This is a genomic window from Sphingopyxis sp. (genome assembly GCF_035250425.1).
Lineage (GTDB): Bacteria > Pseudomonadota > Alphaproteobacteria > Sphingomonadales > Sphingomonadaceae > Sphingopyxis.
The window spans coordinates 1-19,009 of the sequence record NZ_DATFFD010000268.1 but is presented as its reverse complement, the minus strand read 5'-3'; the positions used below and the strand labels follow the sequence as shown (position 1 = coordinate 19,009).

The following is a 19,009-nucleotide window of genomic DNA, read 5'->3' as shown; positions in this document are numbered from 1 at the left end:
AGGTTACTATCGCTGGGGAGGCCGGGAGGGGGAGCGGGCCGGCGCCGATTCCACGTAAGTGGAACAGACCCTGGTCCGCCACCTCAATGATTGTGGCGCGGCAAGTTCTTCGACGTCTGGCGATATTTCAGCGCAAACTCCATCACCCCGCCTTCGCCGAGCTGGCCCGTCTTTTCGCGGAAGAGCTCTTCCCACGGCGTATTGCTCGGCGGGATTTCGGGCAGGCCGTCGGCTTTTCGCCGTTCGATCTCGTCGGCCGCGACCAGCATGTCGCACGTTCCGGCATTGAGGTCGACGCGGATCATATCGCCATCGCGCAGCCACGCCAGCCCGCCGCCCGCCGCGCTTTCGGGCGAGGCATTGAGGATCGACGGGCTGTCCGACGTGCCGGACTGGCGTCCGTCGCCCAGCGTCGGCAGCCACTGGATGCCGCGCTGGATCAGCGCGTCGGGCGGCTGCATGTTGACGACCTCGGCCGAACCCGGCCAGCCGAGGATACCCGAAGATCGCATTACCAAGATGCAATTTTCGTCGATATTCAGCGCCGGGTCGTTGATCCGGTGGTGGTAATCGTCCGATCCGTCGAATACGATCGCGCGCGCCTCGAACACCCCTTCAGCGCCGGGGCGGGAAAGATAGCGGGAGCGAAATTCGTCCGAGATCACCGAGGTCTTCATCACGGCGAACTCGAACAAATTCCCCTTGAGGGTCAGGAACCCGGCCTTGCCCTGCAAGGGATCGGCGAAGGGCCGGATCATCTCGCGGTCGCCGCTTTCGCACCCTGCGAGATTCTCGGCGATCGTGCGGCCGGTGACGGTCAGGCAATCGCCGACCAGCTTGCCGGCATTCAGCAATTCCCACATCGCCGCCGGCACCCCGCCGGCGCGGTGGAAGCGCTCGCCAAGATATTGTCCCGCCGGCTGCATGTTGACGAGGAGCGGCAGGTCATACCCGTGCCCGGTCCAGATTTCGGGCTCCAGCTCGACCCCCGCGTGGCGTGCCATCGCGACGATATGCGGCTGGGCGTTGCTCGACCCGCCGCAGACGCTGACCGTGGCGATCGCGTTCAAAAACGCCTCGCGCGTCAGGATGCGCGACGGGCGCAAATCCTCATGCACCATTTCGACGATCCGCCGCCCGGTGCGATACGCATATTGACCGCGCTCGCGGTACGGCGCGGGGATCGCTGCGCAGCCGGTGAGCGACAGCCCCAGCGCCTCGGCGACCGCGTTCATCGTCGATGCGGTGCCCATCGAATTGCAATGGCCGAGCGAGGGTGCGCTCGACGTCGCGCGACCCAAGAATTCGGCCTCGTCGATCAGCCCCGCCGACAGCGCGCGGCGGCTGCGCCAGATCACCGTGCCCGACCCGACGAGATCGCCGTCGTGCCAGCCGTCGAGCATCGGCCCGCCCGACAGTACAATCGCGGGGATGTCGACCGTCGTCGCGGCCATCACCTGCGACGGTGTGGTCTTGTCGCACCCCGTCGTCAGCACCACCGCGTCGAGCGGATAGCCGTTCAAAATCTCGACCAGCCCCAGATAGGCGAGGTTGCGGTCGAGCGCCGCGGTCGGGCGGCGGCAATTTTCGAAGATCGGGTGGACCGGAAATTCGATCGGGATGCCCCCCGCGTCGCGAATGCCGTCGCGGATCCGCTTTGCGAGATCGACGTGGACACGGTTGCATGGGCTGAGGTCGCTGCCCGACTGCGCGATGCCGATGATCGGCTTGCCCGACTGCAACTCCTCTGGCGTTGTGCCGTAATTCATGAAGCGCTCGAGATAGAGCGCGGTCATGTCCCAGCGTTCGGGATTGTCGAACCAGTCGCGCGATCGCAGCCGGGGGCGGGGCGCGGGGTCTGTCACCTCTGTTCCACCCCCTTGGCCCGGCGGTTGGCGAGGCTGGGCGCGGCGTCGGATTCGCGCCGGATCAGCGAATAGGGGAATGTCATCTGCTGCTCCTCGGCATGATCGCCCGCCTTGCGCGCGCGCATGATCGTGGCGATCGCGGCGACTGCCCAGGCGGTCATCTCGCGGATCGGCTGGCGGATAGTCGTCAATTCGGGCCAGATCGTGCTCGCCATCGCGGTGTCGTCGAACCCGCACACGGTGATGTCGTTGGGCACGTCGAGGTGGCGCCGGTGCGCGACCGCGACGGTCGCCGCCGCCATATCGTCGTTCGAGGCGAAGATCGCCGTCGGCCGCGGGTTGGCGGCGAGCAGGCGTTCGGCGCCGTCCATACCCGACCGATAGGTGAAACGGCCCTGCACGATCAGTTCGTCCGGGGTTTCGAATCCCGCATCGGCCATCGCCGCCAGATAGCCGTTCAGCCGCCGTCCGCTCGCGACCTGTTCGGGATTGCCGATGATGAACCCGATCCGGCGATGACCCAGGTCGATGATATGCTTGGTCATGTCAAAGGCGGCCTGGAAATCGTCGATCATCACTGCGCCATGCGATCCCGTCGCCTTGCCCGGCCCGACCGCGATGGCGACGGCGTCGAGTTCGCTGACCAAATCGAGCACGCTCTGGTCGTCGCACAGCGGCGGAGGCAGGATGAAGCCCCTGATGCCCCCTTGGGCCAGATTGCGCATCAGCGCCTGCGCCTCTGCGACGTCGAGACAGCTCTGGACGATCAGGTGGATGTCGCTGCGCGTCGCCTCTTCGAGCGCGCCCATCAGGAATTCGCTGAGATAGGAGGCCGAGGGGTTGTCGAAGAGGAGGGCGATGCGCAATTGCTCGCCGCCGGCCAGGCTGCGCGCGGCACGGTTCGGCATGTAGCGCAGCGCGGCGATCGCATCCATCACCTGTTGGCGCGTCGCCGCGCGGACGTTGGTGTCGCCGTTGATGACGCGGCTCACCGTCATCGGCGAACAGCCCGCGGCGGCGGCGACGTCGGATATGGTCGGGGCTTTGCCCTGGCGGCGGCCCTGGCGGGGCGTGGTAGCGCTCTTTTGGCTCATGCCAGCGTCCCTAAGACGTCTGACCTGTCAAGGCTAGGCGAATAACGGCGCAACGCTGCGATCATATGCCGGGTGCTTCCGGAAAGCTTTGGTCGCGATACCATGACAGCGGGTGCGCGGGTGCGGCATGGCCTGCGGGCAGCGGCCGCCGCGACAGCGACTGGAAATAGGCGATCGATGCGTCGCGCCACCAGCGCGACTCATTCTGCTGGACCTTGAGCAATGCGGCGACCTCTGCGTGGCGTTGGTCGTCGACCCGACCGCGAAGGCCGTTCCACTGGACTGCCATGGAATCGACGCCCGCGACGCCCCGGTCGTAACGGACGACCAGTTCGTCCCAGACCGTTCGCCCGGTGACCAGCCGGTCGTCCCAGCGCTTGCGGTGGAACCACAGCAAAAGGGGCAGGGCGGGATCGCTGTCGTCGGCGTAACGCTTTGCCAGCGCGGCGGGATATTGGGCGAGTGCGCTGCTGCCGGTTGCGGAGCGGTCGAACCCGATCCCCTCGGCGTCGGCGCGGTGATAATAGACCGGGTTCCAGTCGGGACGCCCCAGGTCGTCGACCCATGGCGCTGGGCCATAATGATGATCGCTCCCCATCAGATGCGCGAGGCCCAGCGGGGTCATGGTGTCGACCACCGTCTGGCGGCTGGCCAGCATCATCGGGACGACCGCGTCGATCAGTGGCGGGTCGGGCGCGAAGGTGAGCGCAACCCATTCCCGCGCAATGGCTTCGGACGACCGCGCCGGATCCCATGCCAGCCGGCCGAAGGCGTACCAATTGGCCTGGTCGAAATGCGATCCGCTCCAGTTGCGGTCCGATCCGATGTTGGCGACCCCCGCGATCAGGCTGGTGGGGCCGGCAGTCACGACGCCGGCGAGCGTCGCACGCCCGTCCGCGCCCAGCCCGCCGGTATCGAGCGCCTCTTCGAACAGCGGCGCCAGATAGGCGAGATGCGTCGAAAAGCCGAGATATTCCTTGGTGATCTGCAACTCGAGGCCAAGCTGCGTCTTCGGCATCGCGGCGAACAATGGAGCGACCGGCTCGCGCGGCTGGAAATCGAGCGGCCCGTTCTTGGCCTGAACGACGACATTGGCGTCGAACTTCCCATCGAGCGGCTGAAAGGCGTTATAGGCCTGCATCGTCCGCTCGACCGCCGGATCGGGGTCATAGACAAAGGCGCGCCAGATCACGATGCCGCGCTTGCCGACCGCGCGCGCGAGCATATTGGCGCCATCGGCGTGGGTGCGGCCATAATCCTGCGGCCCCGGCTGGCCCTCGCTGTTGGCCTTGACCAGGAAGCCGCCGAAATCGGGGATCTCGGCATAGATTTCATCGGCTTTCGCCCGCCACCAGCGCTGGACCTCGGGGGCAAGCGGGTCGGCGGTAGCGAGGCCGCCGAGATCGCGCGGCGCCGAAAATCGCGCCGACAGATAGACGCGGATGCCATAGGGGCGCAGCGTATCGGCGAGCGCCTTGGCCTTCGCGATGACGCGCGGAGCGAGGAAGGTTGCAGGGGCGTTCACATTGTTCACTGCGACCGCATTGATCCCGATCGACGCATTTGCGCGGGCATAATCGGTCAGCCGCGGATCGACATATCCGGGCAGCCGCCACCATTGGAAGATCGAGCGCCCGGCATAGCCGCGCTCGACGCTGCCATTCAGATTGTCCCAATGGTCGAGCATGCGGATCGCGGCGCGCGGGGCGTCGCTTTGCGGCAAATCATCAAGCGGCACCTGTTGCTGGATATGGCGTAGCAGCGCGAAGCTCCCATACAACAGGCCGATATCGTCGTGCGCCGAAATGGCGATGCGGCCGCCGTTCAGGCGGTCGACGCGGAACGCGCCTGGAAGAGCAGGGGGCTTTTTGGCGATCTTCGGCAATTTTTCCGCGCAGGGCCGATCGACGCGGCACAGCAACAGGCCGGCGCCGTCGTTGACGATCGTCAACGGCCGGCCGAGCCAGACGGAAAAGGCACGGCGGAGTTCGGATGTTGCCGCATCGACGGTCGCGCTGGGCGGGGCGTCGATCGTCAGGGCCGGCGCGACGGCGGCGACTCCGTCGACATAGAACGGACTGAGCGGACGATAGCGCATCCACAGCTCATAGCCATCCTCCGCCCGCGCCGGGCCAGCGCACGAAAGAAGGGCGCACGCGCCTGCCATGATGGCCCCGATGACCTGCGTCGGCCTGATGCTATCCTCCCCTAAGCGTTCGGCATGGCTTGACAGCCCGCGCCGCTTTCTTTCATGGTAGCGCTAACATAAGCGCGGGGAATCGATCTGCGCAAGCAAAAATGGGAGAGAGAAGATCATGCGCATGACTTTGGCGGCCGCGCTTCTGGCCACGACGATGATGCTGCCGATGGCGCAGGCCATGGGCCAGTCCTCCATCCCCGCCGCATCGGCCTCTCCGACCGCCAAACCGCCCGCCAATGCGCCCTATCGAAACGCCAGCCTGCCCGTCGATGCGCGCGTCGCCGACCTGCTCGCGCGGATGACGCTCGATGAAAAGGTCGCGCAGATCATCACCTTGTGGGACAGCAAGGCCGACGTCCAGAACGCCGACACGACCTGGAATTCCGCCAAGGCGTCGCAGAAATTCCCCGATGGCCTCGGCCAGATCGCGCGTCCGTCCGACCGCAGCGGCCCGAGCAGTCCGCGCACCAACAAATTGCGCTCGATCGAGGAAAGCGTCGCTTATGCGAATGCGGTGCAGACATGGGCGACCAAAAACACCCGCCTGGGCGTCCCCGTGCTGTTCCACGAAGAAGCGCTGCACGGGCTTGCCGCGCGCGACGCGACAAGTTTTCCGCAATCGATCGCCATGGCGTCGACCTTCGACCCCGACCTCGTCCGCGACGTGAACAGCGTCATTGCGCGCGAAGTCCGTGCGCGCGGCGTCCCCTATGTCCTGTCGCCCGTCGTCGACGTCGCGCGCGACCCGCGCTGGGGACGGATCGAGGAGACCTTCGGCGAAGATCCCTATCTGGTCAGTGAAATGGGTGTCGCGGCGGTCGAGGGGCTGCAAGGGAAGGGCCGTCCCGGCGCGCTGCCGCCCGGCAAGGTCTTCGCGACGCTCAAGCATATGACCGGCCACGGTCAGCCCGAAAGCGGCACCAATGTCGGTCCCGCCCCGATCGCCGAACGCACGCTGCGCGAGGATTTTTTCCCGCCCTTCGAGGCGGTGGTCAAGCGCACGGGCATCGAAGCGGTGATGGCGAGCTATAACGAGATCGACGGCGTCCCCAGCCACGTCAACAAATGGCTGCTCGGCGATGTGCTGCGCGGCGAATGGGGGTACGAAGGGGCGGTGGTCAGCGATTATTATGCGATCGACGATCTGGTCAAGCTGCACAAGATCGCACCCGACCTGGCCGATGCCGCGCGGCAGGCGCTGACGGCGGGGGTCGACAGCGACCTGCCTAATGGCGCGGCGTACAAGACGCTGGTCGCCTCGGTGCGCGCGGGCAAGGTGAAGGAAGCTGACATCGACGCCGCGGTGACGCGGATGCTGCGGATCAAATTCATGGCCGGACTGTTCGAAAATCCGTTCGCGCGGATCAAGGATACCGCGGTCACCAACAATGAAGAGGCGATCGCGCTGGCGCGCCGCACCGCAGAAAAATCGCTGGTGCTGCTCAAGAATGATGGCGTCTTGCCGCTCGCGCTGCCCGCAACGGGCGCGCCCAAGCCGACCATCGCGGTGATCGGGCCAAACGCCGCGGTCGCCCGGCTTGGCGGCTATTACGGCATTCCGCCCAGGACGGTGTCGCCGCTCGACGGGATCAAGGCGCTGGTCGGGGACAAGGCGACGATCGTCTATAACGAGGGCGTCAAGATCACCGAAAATGACGACTGGTGGGCCGATGCGGTGCAACTCGCCGATCCCGCCGCCAACCGCCAGCGCATCGCAGCGGCGGTGGAGGCGGCGCGCGGCGCCGACCATATCCTGCTGTTCATCGGCGACACCGAACAGACGAGCCGCGAAGGCTGGGCCGACACGCATTTGGGCGACCGTTCGGACATCGACATTGTCGGCGAACAGGAGGAATTGCTCGACGCGCTGAAGGCGCTCGGAAAGCCCGTCGTCGTCGTCCTCGTCAACGGCCGTCCGCCCTCCTATCCGGGCGTCGTCGCCAAGGCCGATGCGATCCTCGAAACCTGGTACGGCGGCGAGCAGCAGGGGCACGCGATCGCCGACGCGCTGTTCGGTCGCACCAATCCTGGCGGCAAATTGCCGGTCACCGTGGCGCGCAATGTCGGCCAGCTGCCCTTTTTCTACAACCACAAGCCGACCGCGCGGCGCGGTTATCTGTTCGACGACAAGGCGCCGCTGTTCCCCTTCGGCTATGGGTTGAGCTACACGAAATTCACCATCGGCGCGCCGCGTCTGTCGGCCGCGTCGATCGCCGCGGGGCAGCCGGTGACAGTGACGGTCGACGTCGCCAACAGCGGCGCGCGTGCGGGCGACGAGGTGGTGCAGGTCTATGTCCGCGACAGTATCAGTTCGGTCACCCGGCCGGTCAAGGAACTCAAGGGGTTTCAGCGCGTCACGCTGAAACCCGGCGAGACGAAGCCGGTGACGATCACGCTGACCGCGGCGGCGTTCCAGATGTGGAACGCGGACATGAAACGCGTGATCGAACCCGGTGAATTCGAAATCATGGTCGGCGCGAATTCGGCCGATCTTCAGAGCACCAAGCTGGTCGTTACGCCGTGAGCGATGCGCGATGCACCCGGCGCCAGGCGCTGGCCGGCCTGTCGGCGCTGTCGCTGACCGCATGCGCTGGTCCTATAGGGCCGGCCACCGCGTCGCCCTCGGTGAGCGGTGAGGGTCTGCATGCGATTGCGCAGCGCAAGGGGCTGCGCTTCGGTTCGGCGATCGCCTATGGCGCCGAAGGATCGGACAGCGGCTCGATCGGCAATCCCGCCTATCGCGCGGTGGTCGAGCGCGAATGCGGGCTGGTCGTGCCCGAGAATGAAATGAAATGGCAGGCGATCCGGCCCGGCCCGGACCAATATGATTTCGGTGCGTTCGATGCGATCGTTCGCTACGCGAAATCGAAAGGCCTCGATATTCGTGGCCACACGCTGCTCTGGCATCGCCCGAAATGGATGCCCGATTGGGTCAATAATTACGACTATGGCGCGCGTCCCGCGACCGAGGCGGCGCGGCTGGTGACCAGCCATATCGAAACGGTGACGCGGCGCTATCGCGGCGTCATCCACAGCTATGACGTCGTCAACGAGCTGTTCGACGACAAGACCGGCGCTTTTGTCGATACGTCGATGTCGAGCGCAATGGGCAGTCACGAAGCCGTGGTCGACCTGGCCTTCCACACCGCGCGCCGCGAACTGCCCGGCGCCGAGCTCGTTTATAACGACTATATGAGCTGGGAGCCGGGGCATGCGAACCACCGCGCCGGCGTGCTCCGCCTGCTCGAGGGGTTTCGCAAGCGCGGGGTGCCGTGCGATGCGCTTGGCATCCAGTCGCATATCGAGATGCGCACGATCGATCGCACGACGGGCATCGGCCCTTATGACCTGAAAGAATGGCGCGCCTTTTGCGACGACGTCACCGCGATGGGATACCGGCTGCTGCTCACCGAATTCGACGTCAAGGACAATGGCCTGCCCGCCGATCATGCCGCGCGCGACGCGGGGGTCGTCAACTACACCCGCGCCTATCTGGAGGTAATGCTCTCATATCCGCAGCTGCGCGACGTCCTCGCCTGGGGCATGGTCGACAAATATAGCTGGCTGCAGGGTTTCGCCCCGCGCGCCGATGGCCTGCCGCAGCGTTGCTGTCCCTATGGCGCCGACTTCAAGCCCCATCAAATGCGTGCTGCGCTCGCCGATCTGTTCGCCGGTGCCGCACCGCGCGCTTGACCCGCCCGCGATAGCCGCGACAACGGGCGCATGACCGCAGCGACCGTTTGCCAGCCCGCCGACACCGCCGTCATCGATGTGCTGGCGATCGGCGGTGAGCGCGTGCCGCTGATCCGCATCGACGGCGCGACGACCGATCCCCAGGCGCTGGTCGATTTTGCCTGCAACGCAGTGGCTTTCGCTCCGGTCGCCGACAATCTCTACCCCGGCTGGCGCGCCCCGATGCCGCTCGATTATGTGCGGGCGATGGTCGCGCGGCTCGACCCGCTCGTCCGGCGCGTTTACGGAATCGGGCAGGCGCGGCTGGTGCGCGCCGAATGTTTCTTCTCGATCGTCGCGACGCCCGCCGCCGCTCTCGTCCCGCTCCAGACCGTGCCGCATATCGACACCAGCGACCCGCTGCATTTCGCGACGGTACATTATCTGTGCCCCGCCCATTTCGGCGGCACCGGTTTTTTCCGCCAGCTCTCGACGGGTTTCGAGACGATATCGCCCGACCGCGAAGCGGCGTGGGACCGCGCGCGCGATGCCGCGCTGGCGACGCATCGGAGCCGTGGCTATCCATCGGAGCGGACCGCCGATCATGTCCGGGTCGCGGCGGTTCCGGCGGCATTCGACCGGCTGATTCTCTATCGCAGCAACGCTTTGCATGCGGGGATCATCGATCCATCGGTCGATCATCCCGCCGACCCGCGCACCGGCCGGCTCACCGCGACGATGTTCATCGCCTATCGGCGCGCCACCGCGCCGCCGGCATAAAAAGGGCCGCCACTTCGGGACAAAGTGGCGACCCCAAGGTCGAGGAAAGTCTCGCGGCGCGCGTCAGAAGTTGAAGCGCGCCAGGATCGTGAAGCGCCGGTCGCTCATATACCATTGGCGCGGGACATATTGGATCTCGCCGGCGCCGTTGAGCACCGCCGCCTCGGTCCTCGTTTGCGAGTTCAGGATATTCACCGCCTGGATGCCCAGCTTGAAATTGTCGGTCACCGAAACCGTCGCCGACGCATCGAGCTGGCCGTAAGCGCGCTGGAAGATCGGATCGAACGGCGTGATCACGTCGCGGATCGTGAGCAGATAGCGCGAGCGCCAGTTGTACGACGCGCGCAGCGACAGCGGCCCGATGTCGATGAACGGCGTGAAGTTGATCGTGTGCCTGGACAGCCCCTGCAGCGGGAACTCGTCGCCCGGGATCGCCGATTGGCGTCCCGCGGCGACATCGGGGTCGGTCGCCGATAGCGTGGTTTGCGGCACGCCCGACGATTTGACGTAGGTATAGGTCGCCTGAACCCCCAGTCCCGACAGCGGCCCCGGCAGGAAGTCGAAGATCTGCTGATAGGACACTTCGGCGCCGGTGACCTTGCCGGTATCGGGCGAGTTGACCGCCGTCGTCAGCACCACCGGGAAGGTGGCGCCATTGTTGGTGACGTCGGTCGATACCGTTGCGTTGGTCACGACATTGTGCAGCCGCTTGTGGAACAGCGACAGCGTCACCTGCCCGACCTTGCTGAAATAATATTCGGCGGTCAGGTCGAAATTGTCCGATGTCGTCGGGAGCAAATTGGGGTTGCCCGCCGTCACCGTCGACTGGATGGTGAAACTGCCGGGGATCGCGGCGCCGGTGCTGTCGACATTCTGCGCCGCGGTCAGGCCGGTGATGTTGAAATAATTGCGCGAAAAGCCGAAGGGCGGGGCGAACACGCCCTTGAAATAGCCTGCGCGGAATTGCAGCCCGCCGCCGACTTCGAGCTTCAGGTTCACGCTCGGCAGGAAATAATCATAGGTCGTCTTGCTATCAGCAGGATTAAGAGCCCCGTTCAGATAATCGCGCGCCTGCTGGCGCACCGCCGGGGTGAAGGTACAGAAACCCGTTGCCGGCTGTCCGGCATTGGCGGCATCGAGGCAGGCTTGTTCGCTCGTGATCGAGGTCGGGTTGTTGGCGAATTGCTGGAAGCCCTGCGACGTGCGCTTGGTGCGCGTATAGCGCAGCCCGACATTGCCGGTCAGCCGCGTTCCGCCGCCGAACTCGGTGTCGAATTTGACCATCCCGTAGAGCGCGAAATTCTTGTTCTGCTGCGGGTTGATCTCGCCCGGCTGGAATGGCGTCCCGGCCACATTTCCGCAACGATCGGCGAGCGAATTCCAGCCCGCGTTGATCGTCCGGCCGTCGACGCCGCAGGTTGTCGTTCCCTGCCATTCGCGCGCGATGGCGTTCGCATAGGCTATATAGGCTTCGCGGTCCTTGACCGTATCGCCCGAATAGAAGAGGCGGCCCTGGCCCGCGATCGGATTGTTGGCGGCGCCGCGGAAGAAATTGGGATAGAAGACCTCTTCATATCCTTGCAGCGGCGTGCCGCCATTGCCGCCGGTCACGCCATCGACATTGTCGTTGAGCCACACCGGGCCGCCATTGCCCCATTGTTCGCTGAGCACGCCCCAGTTGTAGATCGAGAAGCGCGCCGTCTGCTCGGTGTCGGCGTAGCGGCCGCCGACCTGCACCGATTTCAGGAAGCCGCTGTCGGGGAACGACAGTTCGGCATCGACGCGGAAGGCATCCTCGCGGCCTTCGCTGGCCTCGAGATGGTCCATCGCCGAGCGATAGAAGCTGTTGAATGGGTCACGATAATCCTGGTGGCTGCCCGTGAAATAGGACGGCGAATTGGAGTCGAAGCCCGGATTGGCCGGACAGGGCAGAGAGGTGCAATTCTGCGGCGCGATGAACTGCACAAATGGCAGGCCGGTGCCGTTGAGGTCGATCATCGCGTCCTGATAGGTCGACGCCCACAGCGTATTGTCCTCGACATCGCTCTTGGAATCGACATGCTGATAGTCGAAGTTGACCGCGAGATTTTCACTCGGCGTCCAGCGCAGATTGGCCGAATAGTCGGTGGTCTTGATCCGCTCATAATGGTCACGGCGAATATTGTTCGATTGCAGCCCCAATATCGGCGTGCGAATGTCGCCCGTCGCGTTCTGCTGGTCGGCGCGCCAACCGGTCGGGCCGGTGATCACCCCATTTTCGAACACGCCGCTGTCGTCGAATTCCAGCGAGGTGCCCGCAACGGCGCGCGAGTCGCCGTTGTTCGACACATTGTCGGTGGCGATTTCGATCGTATTCTCGCTCCACGCCTGGCGCGCGTCGGACCGCAGGAACTGGAAGGTCGCCGCCAGCGTCCCGTCATTGCTTTCCCACTGCGCGGCGGCCGAATAGCCATAGCGTTCGCGGTTGAAATTCTGGCGGCCGAGCACGGCGCCGCGCGGGAACAGCACCGACGGCCCTGCCGTCGCGCCGGCGAACGGCACGACGTCGGTGCGCGTCCCGTCCGAATAGCTGGTGCGCGGGCGAAAGCTGGAGATGCCGATGCGGTCGGCCTGCGAATAGAGCTGCGAATAGGAGGCGCTCGCGAGCAGGCCGATCTCGCCGATCCCGGTCGACCAGCGGTTGCTGATCAATCCCGAAACGGTCGGCGCCGATTTTTTGACGAAATCGCCATAGTTGAGTTCGAGCGATCCGGCGACCAGTAAGCCCGTCTGGTCGAAGGGCAGGCGGGTGCGCAGATTGACGATGCCCCCGATGCCGCCCTCGATCAGGTCCGCCGATGGCGTCTTGTAGACATCGACCCCGGCGAGCAGTTCGGACGGGACGTCGGCAAAGCTCAGCCCCGACCCATTGCCCGCGCTGAACGCTTCGCGGCCGTTGAAGCGCGACCCGACATAGCTCAGGCCGCGGATGGTGACGCCCGACCCTTCGACCGAAAAATGGTCGGGATCGACGCCCGCGGAAAAGCGGTTGATGGTGATGCCGGGAATGCGCTGCAGCGCTTCGGTGACCGATCGGTCGGGAAGCGCGCCGATATCTTCGGCGGTGATCGAGTCGATGACGGTGTCGGCATTTTCCTTGCGACCCTGCGCGCTTTGCAGCGCGGCGCGGAAGCCGGTGACGACGATGGCATCTTCGCTGGTCGTTTCGGCGACTTCGCTGCCGTCGCTATCCTGAGCAAAGCCGGGGGTAGCGATCATCGTGGCGGCGACGAGTGCCAGCGTCGAAGCGCCCATGCGAAGCCATGGCGTGCCTTGATTCGCGATCCGCGCTTCACGAGAAAATATCGTTGCAACAGGCATTTAAACCCCTCCCATGTCATGGGCCTTTTCGGCCTCATATGGTTGCGCGCCTGAAAAGGTAGCGCTACCATTTCCATGTCATATGGCATACACCGGGTTTCGACAAGCGGTGATTTGCGTTAGGGGCCAACAGCGACGATCCGGTGTGACAAAAATGCCGACGTTGGAGGGGGGAGTGCGATGGAAACGACCAGAATTCAATCGATTGTCATCGTAGGCGGCGGCACCGCCGGCTGGATGACCGCGGCCGCCCTGGCCCGAATCCTGGGGCCGGATTACGCCAGCATCACCTTGGTGGAATCGGACGAGATCGGCACCGTCGGCGTCGGCGAGGCGACGATTCCACAGATCAATATCTTCAACCGCATGCTCGGCATCGATGAGGATGACTTCGTCCGCCGTACCAAGGGCAGTTTCAAGCTGGGGATCGAGTTCGTCGACTGGGGAGGGATTGGCCAGCGCTATTTTCACCCGTTCGGCAATATCGGTGTCGATATGGGCGGTGTGTCGTTCCACGCTTTCTGGCAGCGGTTGCGCGGCGAGGCCGAATTCGCCGATGTCGAGGATTATTCGGTGATGGCCAAGGCCGCGCGCCACGGCAAGTTCATGCGCCCGACCACCGCGCCCGGGTCGCTTCTCTCGTCGATCGCCTACGCCTTTCATTTCGACGCCGGGCTCTACGCGCTCTATCTGCGCGAGCTGGCCGAGGGCAACGGGGTGCGCCGCATCGAGGGCCGGATCACCGGCGTGACGCGCAACGGCGAGACGGGGCATATCGAGCAGGTGACCATGCAGGACGGCCGCACCGTCGGCGGGCAATTGTTCATCGATTGCTCGGGGTTCGGCGGCCTGCTCATCGGTCGCGAGCTCGGAGTCCCCTATATCGACTGGTCGGCTTACCTGCCGTGCAACCGCGCGGTCGCGGTGCCGTGCGAACTCGGCGAGGAATTTCCCCCCTACACCCGCTCGACTGCGCGCAGCGCCGGCTGGCAATGGCGCATCCCGCTCCAGCACCGCGTCGGCAACGGCCACGTCTATTGCAGCGACTATATCAGCGACGACGAAGCTGCGGCGGTGCTGCTCGCCAATCTGGGCGGCAAGGCGCTCGCCGACCCGCGCTTCCTGAAGTTCACCACCGGTCACCGCGCGCGCTTCTGGGAAAAGAATTGCGTGTCGATCGGGTTGTCGGCCGGGTTCATGGAACCGCTCGAATCGACAAGTATCTGGATGATCCAGACCGGGATCGCGCGCCTGCTGTCGAACTTCCCCGACCAGGGCTTCGATACCGCGAGCATCGATCGCTATAACCGGCTGATGGTCGAGGAAAGCGAGCTGGTCCGCGATTTCCTCGTCCTCCACTATCATGTGACGACGCGCGATGATTCCGATTTCTGGAACTATTGCCGGACGATGCCGATACCCGATCGGCTCGCCGAAAAGATCCGCGTCTTCCAGAGCAGCGGCCGCGCGTTTCGCGAGCATGAGGAATTGTTCAACGACACCAGCTGGTTCGCGGTGATGGAAGGTCAGCGACTTGGCGCGCGCGGCTTCGATCCGGTCGCCGAGCTGATGCCGATCGATGAGACGCGCAACCGGTTGCGCCAGATCAAGGCGGCGGTGACCGCGTCGGTCGACCATATGCCGCGCCACCGCGATTACATCCGCGAGCATTGCGCCGCATGAAAAGGGGGACCGGTTGCCCGGCCCCCCTCGAAAGGCTTCGCTGGGACGCGCTCAGCCTTCCATGGCTTCGAGTTCCTTGCCCTTGGTCTCGACGATGAACCGCTGCACCAGGAAGAAACTGATCACGGCGCAAATCGCATAGAAGCTGTAACTCACCGCCAGGCCCAGCCCGACCGCCATGATCGGGAAGGTGAAGGAGATGAGGAAGTTCGCGAACCATTGGAAGAAACCGCAGACGGCAAGCGCCGATCCGCGGATCTGGTTCGGGAACATCTCGCCCAGCATCACCCACATGATCGGTCCCCAGCTGAGGTTGAAGAAGATCACGTAGAGATTCGCCGCGATCAGCGCGAGCGTGCCGAGCGACGACGACAGTTGCAGCTGGCCTTCGGCATCGAGCGTGCCGTTGGCGAAGGCATAAACGAGCGCGAACAGCGTCGCCGCCATGCCCGCCGAGCCGATCAGCAGCAACGGCTTGCGCCCGATCCGGTCGACGAGCAGGATCGTGCCGAAACAGGCGGCGATCGACACGATCCCCGACACGATATTGATCAGCAGCGACTGATCCTCGGTAAAGCCCGCAAGCTGCCACAAGGTCGCGCCATAATAGAAAATGACGTTGATCCCGACGAGCTGCTGGAACACCGCGAGCAGCAGGCCGGCCCAGACGATTGGCCGCACGCCACCCTTTACGGGGTCGAAGATGTCCGACATGCGAGGGCGGTGGTCGGCGCTGAAGCTGGCTCTGATCTCCTCGACCTTGGTGGCCGCCGCCTCGCTGCCGAACAGCCTGGTCAGAACCCGGCCGGCCTCGTCGACGCGTCCTTTCGACACCAGATAGCGCGGGCTTTCCGGGATGAAGAGCAGCGCGACGAGAAAGACCGCGGCGGGAACCGCCTGCATCAGGTACATCCAGCGCCACGCCTCGATTCCGGCCCAATAGGGGGCCGTCGAAGTTCCGGCGCTGGCAGCGAGGAAATAGTTGACGACGAAGGCTGCGGTCAGCCCGGTGATGATCATGATCTGCTGAACCGTCGTCATGCGGCCGCGGATATGGGCGGGGGCGACTTCCGAAATATAGGCGGGCGACAAAACGCTTGCAGCACCGACGGCCATCCCGCCCATCATCCGCGCGACGACAAACAGCCACTGCTCATGCGCAAAGCCCTGGACCAGCGCGCCGATCAGGAACAGCACCGCAGACAGGATCATCACATTGCGCCGGCCGAGCACATCCGCCAGCTTGCCGGCAAGAAAGGCGCCGATAAAACAGCCGATGAGCAGCGACCCGACGGTAAATCCAAGCCCCGCTTCGCCGAGCGCAAAGGCCGTCCGCAATCCGTCCTGCGTGCCATTGACCGCGCCGCTGTCATAACCGAATAACAGGCCGCCGATCGTGGCGACTGCGACGATGGCAAAAATGAGCGCCAGATTGGTCTGGCCTCCCGAGGTGGTGTTCATGCGCTCTCCCAAGCTCTATTATGGTAGCGCTATCATGGTTCGATGTCGCGTGCAGCGCAAGCCCCATTCGATAGCGATCGAGCAACCCCCCGTTGTTTTCGAAACAGGAGTGATCTGCCCCCTTCCGAGTGGGCTTCGGCGTGCGATATCGGACCTGACGCTCGACAAGCTGATCCTGCAGGAGGCTGCCCGGGGAAACGTCTGAGCCCCGCGCGCCGCAGGCGTTGTATCGACCACATCGGAAAGATGATTCCGGTGTCCGAGCGGCGGCTGTGCCGTCTGCTCGGGCAGCACCGATCGACGCAGCGCTAGGCGCCCAGCGGGGCGGACGACGAAGGAGCTCCGATCGAGGGCATCATTGCGCTGGCCCGGCAATATGGTCGTTAGGGCTATCGCCGGGCGGGTCGGGTTGTAGAAGCATTCGATGTGGTCGAACACGTCTGCCTTGGCCTGAGCCCTCGTGCGATGGACTCCCAGAAGCGACAATGATGCTCACGCAACCACGCATCGTCAGAGGATTCTAGACGCTCTTCCCCGAATCCAGCGCATAACCCGCCGAACGCACGGTGCGGATAATGTCGCTCGTCCCCGGCAGGTTGATCGCCTTGCGCAAGCGCCGGATATGGACGTCCACCGTGCGCAGCTCGATATCGCTGTCCTGACCCCAAACGCTGTCGAGCAACTGCCCGCGCGAGAAGACGCGGCCCGGATGCTCCATGAAATGGCGGAGCAGGCGGAACTCGGTCGGCCCCATCGCGACGATCTGGCTGTTGCGCACGACCTTGTGCGCGACCGAGTCGAGCTCGATGTCGGCATAGGTCAGCATCTCGCCGGCCAGCGCGGGGCGTAGGCGGCGGAGCACCGCCGACACGCGCGCGACCAGTTCGCGCGGGCTGAACGGCTTGGTGACATAATCGTCGGCGCCGGTTTCCAGGCCGCGGATGCGGTCCTCTTCCTCGCCGCGCGCGGTGAGCATGATGATCGGCACGTTCGCCGACTTGGGGTTGCGGCGCAGGCGCCGGCAAACCTCGATGCCGGGCAGGCTTTCGATCATCCAGTCGAGCAGGACGATGTCGGGGACGCGTTCCTCGACGAGGACGAGCGCCTGTTCGCCGTCGGGGGTCTGACGGACCGAGAAACCTTCGCGGGCGAAATGCCAGACGATGAGCTCGGCGATCGCCTCGTCATCCTCGATCAGCAGCAGGTCGGGCTGCGGCATCAGCCTTGCTCCTGTCCCGCTGACGCGCTGTCCTCGGGGGTCTCGCCGCGTTCGCGTTCCTCCATATGTTCGCCGGTGACGACATAATAGACCATCTCGGCGATGTTCGTCGCATGGTCGCCCATGCGCTCGAGGTTCTTGGCGACGAACAGCAGGTGCGCGCTTTCGGTGATGTACTTGGGGTTTTCCATCATGAAGGTGACGAGCGTGCGGAAGATGCTGTTGTAGAAATCGTCGACATTCTTGTCGCGCACCGTCACCCGCACCGCAAGCTCGGCATCGCGCGCCGCGAAGCTGTCGAGCGCGTCATGGATCAACTCGGCGACGATCGACGACATCGACATCAGCAACGGAATCGCCTCGATCGACCGCGTCTGGTCCATCAGCGCGACGCGCTTGGCGATATTCTTCGCATAATCGCCGATGCGCTCGACGACCGACACGATCTTCAGCGCCGCGATCATTTCGCGCAGATCGTCGGCCATCGGGGCGCGGAGAGCGATCGTCTGCACCGCGAGCTGTTCGACTTCGCTTTCGAGTGCGTCGATCTTCTTGTCGTCGCGCACGACCTGCGCGGCGAGGTCGAGGTCGCCCATGTTGAGCGCGGTCATCGCCTGGAGCAGCGCCTGTTCGGCGCGGCCGCCCATTTCGCTGATCAGCCCGCGCAGGCGGTTGAGGTCTTCGTCGAAGGCTTTGACCGTATGATCGTTCGTTAGTGCCATCACTCTTGTCCTTTTGGCTGCGGCTTAACCGTAGCGGCCAGTGATATAATCCTTGGTGCGTTCCTGCTTCGGGTTGGTGAAGATGTCGGTGGTCTTGCCATATTCGACCAACGTCCCGAGGTGGAAAAAGGCGGTGCGCTGCGACACGCGGGCCGCCTGCTGCATATTGTGCGTGACGATCACGATCGCATATTTGCCGCGCAGTTCGTGGATCAGCTCCTCGATCTTTGCGGTCGCGATCGGGTCGAGCGCCGAGCAGGGCTCGTCCATCAGGATGACTTCGGGATCGACCGCGATCGCGCGTGCGATGCACAGGCGCTGCTGCTGGCCGCCCGACAGCGCGGTGCCGCTTTCCTGAAGCCGATCCTTGACCTCGTCCCACAGGCCCGCGCGCACCAGCGCGCGTTCGACGATGACGTCGAGTTCGGCCTTCGACGGCGCGAGGCCGTGGATGCGCGGGCCATAGCCGACATTGTCATAGATCGACTTGGGGAAGGGGTTCGGTTTCTGGAACACCATGCCGACGCGGGCGCGCAGCTGCACCACGTCCATCGACGGCGCATAGACATCCTCGCCGTCGAGCTCGATCTGCCCGGTGACGCGCGCGCTGGCGACGGTGTCGTTCATCCGGTTCAGCGAGCGCAGGAAGGTCGATTTGCCGCAGCCCGACGGGCCGATGAAAGCGGTGACCAGGTCGGTGCCGACGTCGATCGACACGTCGTTGATCGCCTGTTTCTCGCCATAGAAGACGTTGACGCCGTGCGCCTTCATCTTGGGGTCGGTAATGGTCAGGTCGTCTTGGGTCATGATCACCAGCGTTTTTCGAATTTGTTGCGAAGATAGATCGCAAAGGCGTTCATCGACAGCAGCACGATAAGCAGCACGATGATCGCGGCGGAGGTTTTCTCGACAAAGCCCCGGTCGACTTCGTCCGACCAGAGGAAGATCTG

12 protein-coding genes and 2 pseudogenes are annotated in these 19,009 nt (G+C 64.5%); 5 read left to right on the top strand and 9 right to left on the bottom strand.

The genetic code is table 11. From position 1 onward, the window contains the following. Positions 1-83: 83 nt before the first annotated feature. The 3 genes from VJ811_RS16180 to VJ811_RS16170 form a co-directional block, all read right to left on the bottom strand. A complete protein-coding gene (locus VJ811_RS16180; RefSeq protein WP_324074253.1) occupies positions 84-1,865 on the bottom strand; it encodes an IlvD/Edd family dehydratase in 1,782 nt (593 codons plus the stop codon). After that, positions 1,862-2,962 (bottom strand): LacI family DNA-binding transcriptional regulator, encoded by a 1,101-nt coding sequence (locus VJ811_RS16175; protein ID WP_324074251.1) that lies wholly within the window; start codon positions 2,960-2,962, stop codon positions 1,862-1,864. Before VJ811_RS16175 ends, VJ811_RS16180 begins: the two co-directional genes overlap by 4 nt. Before the next feature lie 61 nt (positions 2,963-3,023). Beyond that, a complete protein-coding gene (locus tag VJ811_RS16170) occupies positions 3,024-5,129 on the bottom strand; it encodes an alpha-glucuronidase (protein ID WP_414711964.1) in 2,106 nt (701 codons plus the stop codon). Between the two features lie 148 nt (positions 5,130-5,277). Between VJ811_RS16170 and VJ811_RS16165 the strand changes: the two genes are divergently transcribed. From VJ811_RS16165 to VJ811_RS16155, 3 genes are read left to right on the top strand one after another with little or no spacing between them, the layout of a single operon-like run. After that, entirely contained in the window at positions 5,278-7,686 is a 2,409-nt protein-coding gene (locus VJ811_RS16165) for a glycoside hydrolase family 3 N-terminal domain-containing protein (RefSeq protein WP_324074247.1), read from the top strand. Beyond that, positions 7,683-8,855, top strand: a complete 1,173-nt coding sequence (locus VJ811_RS16160) for an endo-1,4-beta-xylanase (protein WP_324074245.1) — start codon at positions 7,683-7,685, stop codon at positions 8,853-8,855. The genes VJ811_RS16165 and VJ811_RS16160 overlap by 4 nt, the downstream gene beginning before the upstream one ends. Positions 8,856-8,885: 30 nt before the next feature. Then, positions 8,886-9,614, top strand: coding sequence for a DUF6445 family protein (locus tag VJ811_RS16155; RefSeq protein WP_324074244.1), 729 nt, complete (start codon positions 8,886-8,888; stop codon positions 9,612-9,614). A gap of 63 nt (positions 9,615-9,677) precedes the next feature. Here VJ811_RS16155 and VJ811_RS16150 read toward each other — a convergent pair whose 3' ends face one another. Then, entirely contained in the window at positions 9,678-12,908 is a 3,231-nt protein-coding gene (locus VJ811_RS16150) for a TonB-dependent receptor (RefSeq protein ID WP_324074242.1), read from the bottom strand. Positions 12,909-13,154: 246 nt separating this feature from the next. On the opposite strand from VJ811_RS16150, the gene VJ811_RS16145 reads away from it, so the two are divergent. Further along, positions 13,155-14,657, top strand: coding sequence for a tryptophan halogenase family protein (locus VJ811_RS16145; RefSeq protein WP_324074240.1), 1,503 nt, complete (start codon positions 13,155-13,157; stop codon positions 14,655-14,657). 51 nt (positions 14,658-14,708) lie between these two features. Here VJ811_RS16145 and VJ811_RS16140 read toward each other — a convergent pair whose 3' ends face one another. Further along, positions 14,709-16,118 carry a sugar porter family MFS transporter gene (locus VJ811_RS16140; RefSeq protein WP_324074237.1) on the bottom strand — a complete coding sequence of 470 codons (1,410 nt, stop codon included), beginning with the start codon at positions 16,116-16,118 and terminating at the stop codon, positions 14,709-14,711. 133 nt (positions 16,119-16,251) lie between these two features. Between VJ811_RS16140 and VJ811_RS16135 the strand changes: the two are divergent. Then, positions 16,252-16,502: pseudogene (locus tag VJ811_RS16135) on the top strand (IS3 family transposase); the annotation flags it as partial. A 136-nt stretch (positions 16,503-16,638) separates the two neighbouring features. Here the strand turns inward: VJ811_RS16135 and phoB are convergent. The 4 genes and pseudogenes from phoB to VJ811_RS16115 all read right to left on the bottom strand — a co-directional run. Next, a complete protein-coding gene (gene phoB / locus VJ811_RS16130) occupies positions 16,639-17,337 on the bottom strand; it encodes a phosphate regulon transcriptional regulator PhoB (RefSeq protein ID WP_056374150.1) in 699 nt (232 codons plus the stop codon). After that, a complete protein-coding gene (phoU, locus tag VJ811_RS16125; protein WP_324074234.1) occupies positions 17,337-18,059 on the bottom strand; it encodes a phosphate signaling complex protein PhoU in 723 nt (240 codons plus the stop codon). The genes phoB and phoU overlap by 1 nt, the downstream gene beginning before the upstream one ends. A 24-nt stretch (positions 18,060-18,083) precedes the next feature. Further along, positions 18,084-18,866 (bottom strand): phosphate ABC transporter ATP-binding protein PstB, encoded by a 783-nt coding sequence (pstB, locus tag VJ811_RS16120; protein ID WP_324074231.1) that lies wholly within the window; start codon positions 18,864-18,866, stop codon positions 18,084-18,086. A 2-nt stretch (positions 18,867-18,868) separates the two neighbouring features. Beyond that, positions 18,869-19,009: pseudogene (locus tag VJ811_RS16115) on the bottom strand (phosphate ABC transporter, permease protein PstA); the annotation flags it as partial.

What these genes read in the sequence shown, in the direction of transcription:
- VJ811_RS16175 (WP_324074251.1), bottom strand. Translation starts at nt 2,962, where the DNA reads ATGAGCCAAAAGAGCGCTACCACGCCCCGCCAGGGCCGCCGCCAGGGC.
- VJ811_RS16170 (WP_414711964.1), bottom strand. Translation starts at nt 5,129, where the DNA reads ATGGCAGGCGCGTGCGCCCTTCTTTCGTGCGCTGGCCCGGCGCGGGCG.
- VJ811_RS16165 (WP_324074247.1), top strand. Translation starts at nt 5,278, where the DNA reads ATGCGCATGACTTTGGCGGCCGCGCTTCTGGCCACGACGATGATGCTG.
- VJ811_RS16155 (WP_324074244.1), top strand. Translation starts at nt 8,886, where the DNA reads ATGACCGCAGCGACCGTTTGCCAGCCCGCCGACACCGCCGTCATCGAT.
- VJ811_RS16150 (WP_324074242.1), bottom strand. Translation starts at nt 12,908, where the DNA reads ATGGGCGCTTCGACGCTGGCACTCGTCGCCGCCACGATGATCGCTACC.
- VJ811_RS16145 (WP_324074240.1), top strand. Translation starts at nt 13,155, where the DNA reads ATGGAAACGACCAGAATTCAATCGATTGTCATCGTAGGCGGCGGCACC.
- VJ811_RS16140 (WP_324074237.1), bottom strand. Translation starts at nt 16,118, where the DNA reads ATGAACACCACCTCGGGAGGCCAGACCAATCTGGCGCTCATTTTTGCC.
- phoB (WP_056374150.1), bottom strand. Translation starts at nt 17,337, where the DNA reads ATGCCGCAGCCCGACCTGCTGCTGATCGAGGATGACGAGGCGATCGCC.
- phoU (WP_324074234.1), bottom strand. Translation starts at nt 18,059, where the DNA reads ATGGCACTAACGAACGATCATACGGTCAAAGCCTTCGACGAAGACCTC.
- pstB (WP_324074231.1), bottom strand. Translation starts at nt 18,866, where the DNA reads ATGACCCAAGACGACCTGACCATTACCGACCCCAAGATGAAGGCGCAC.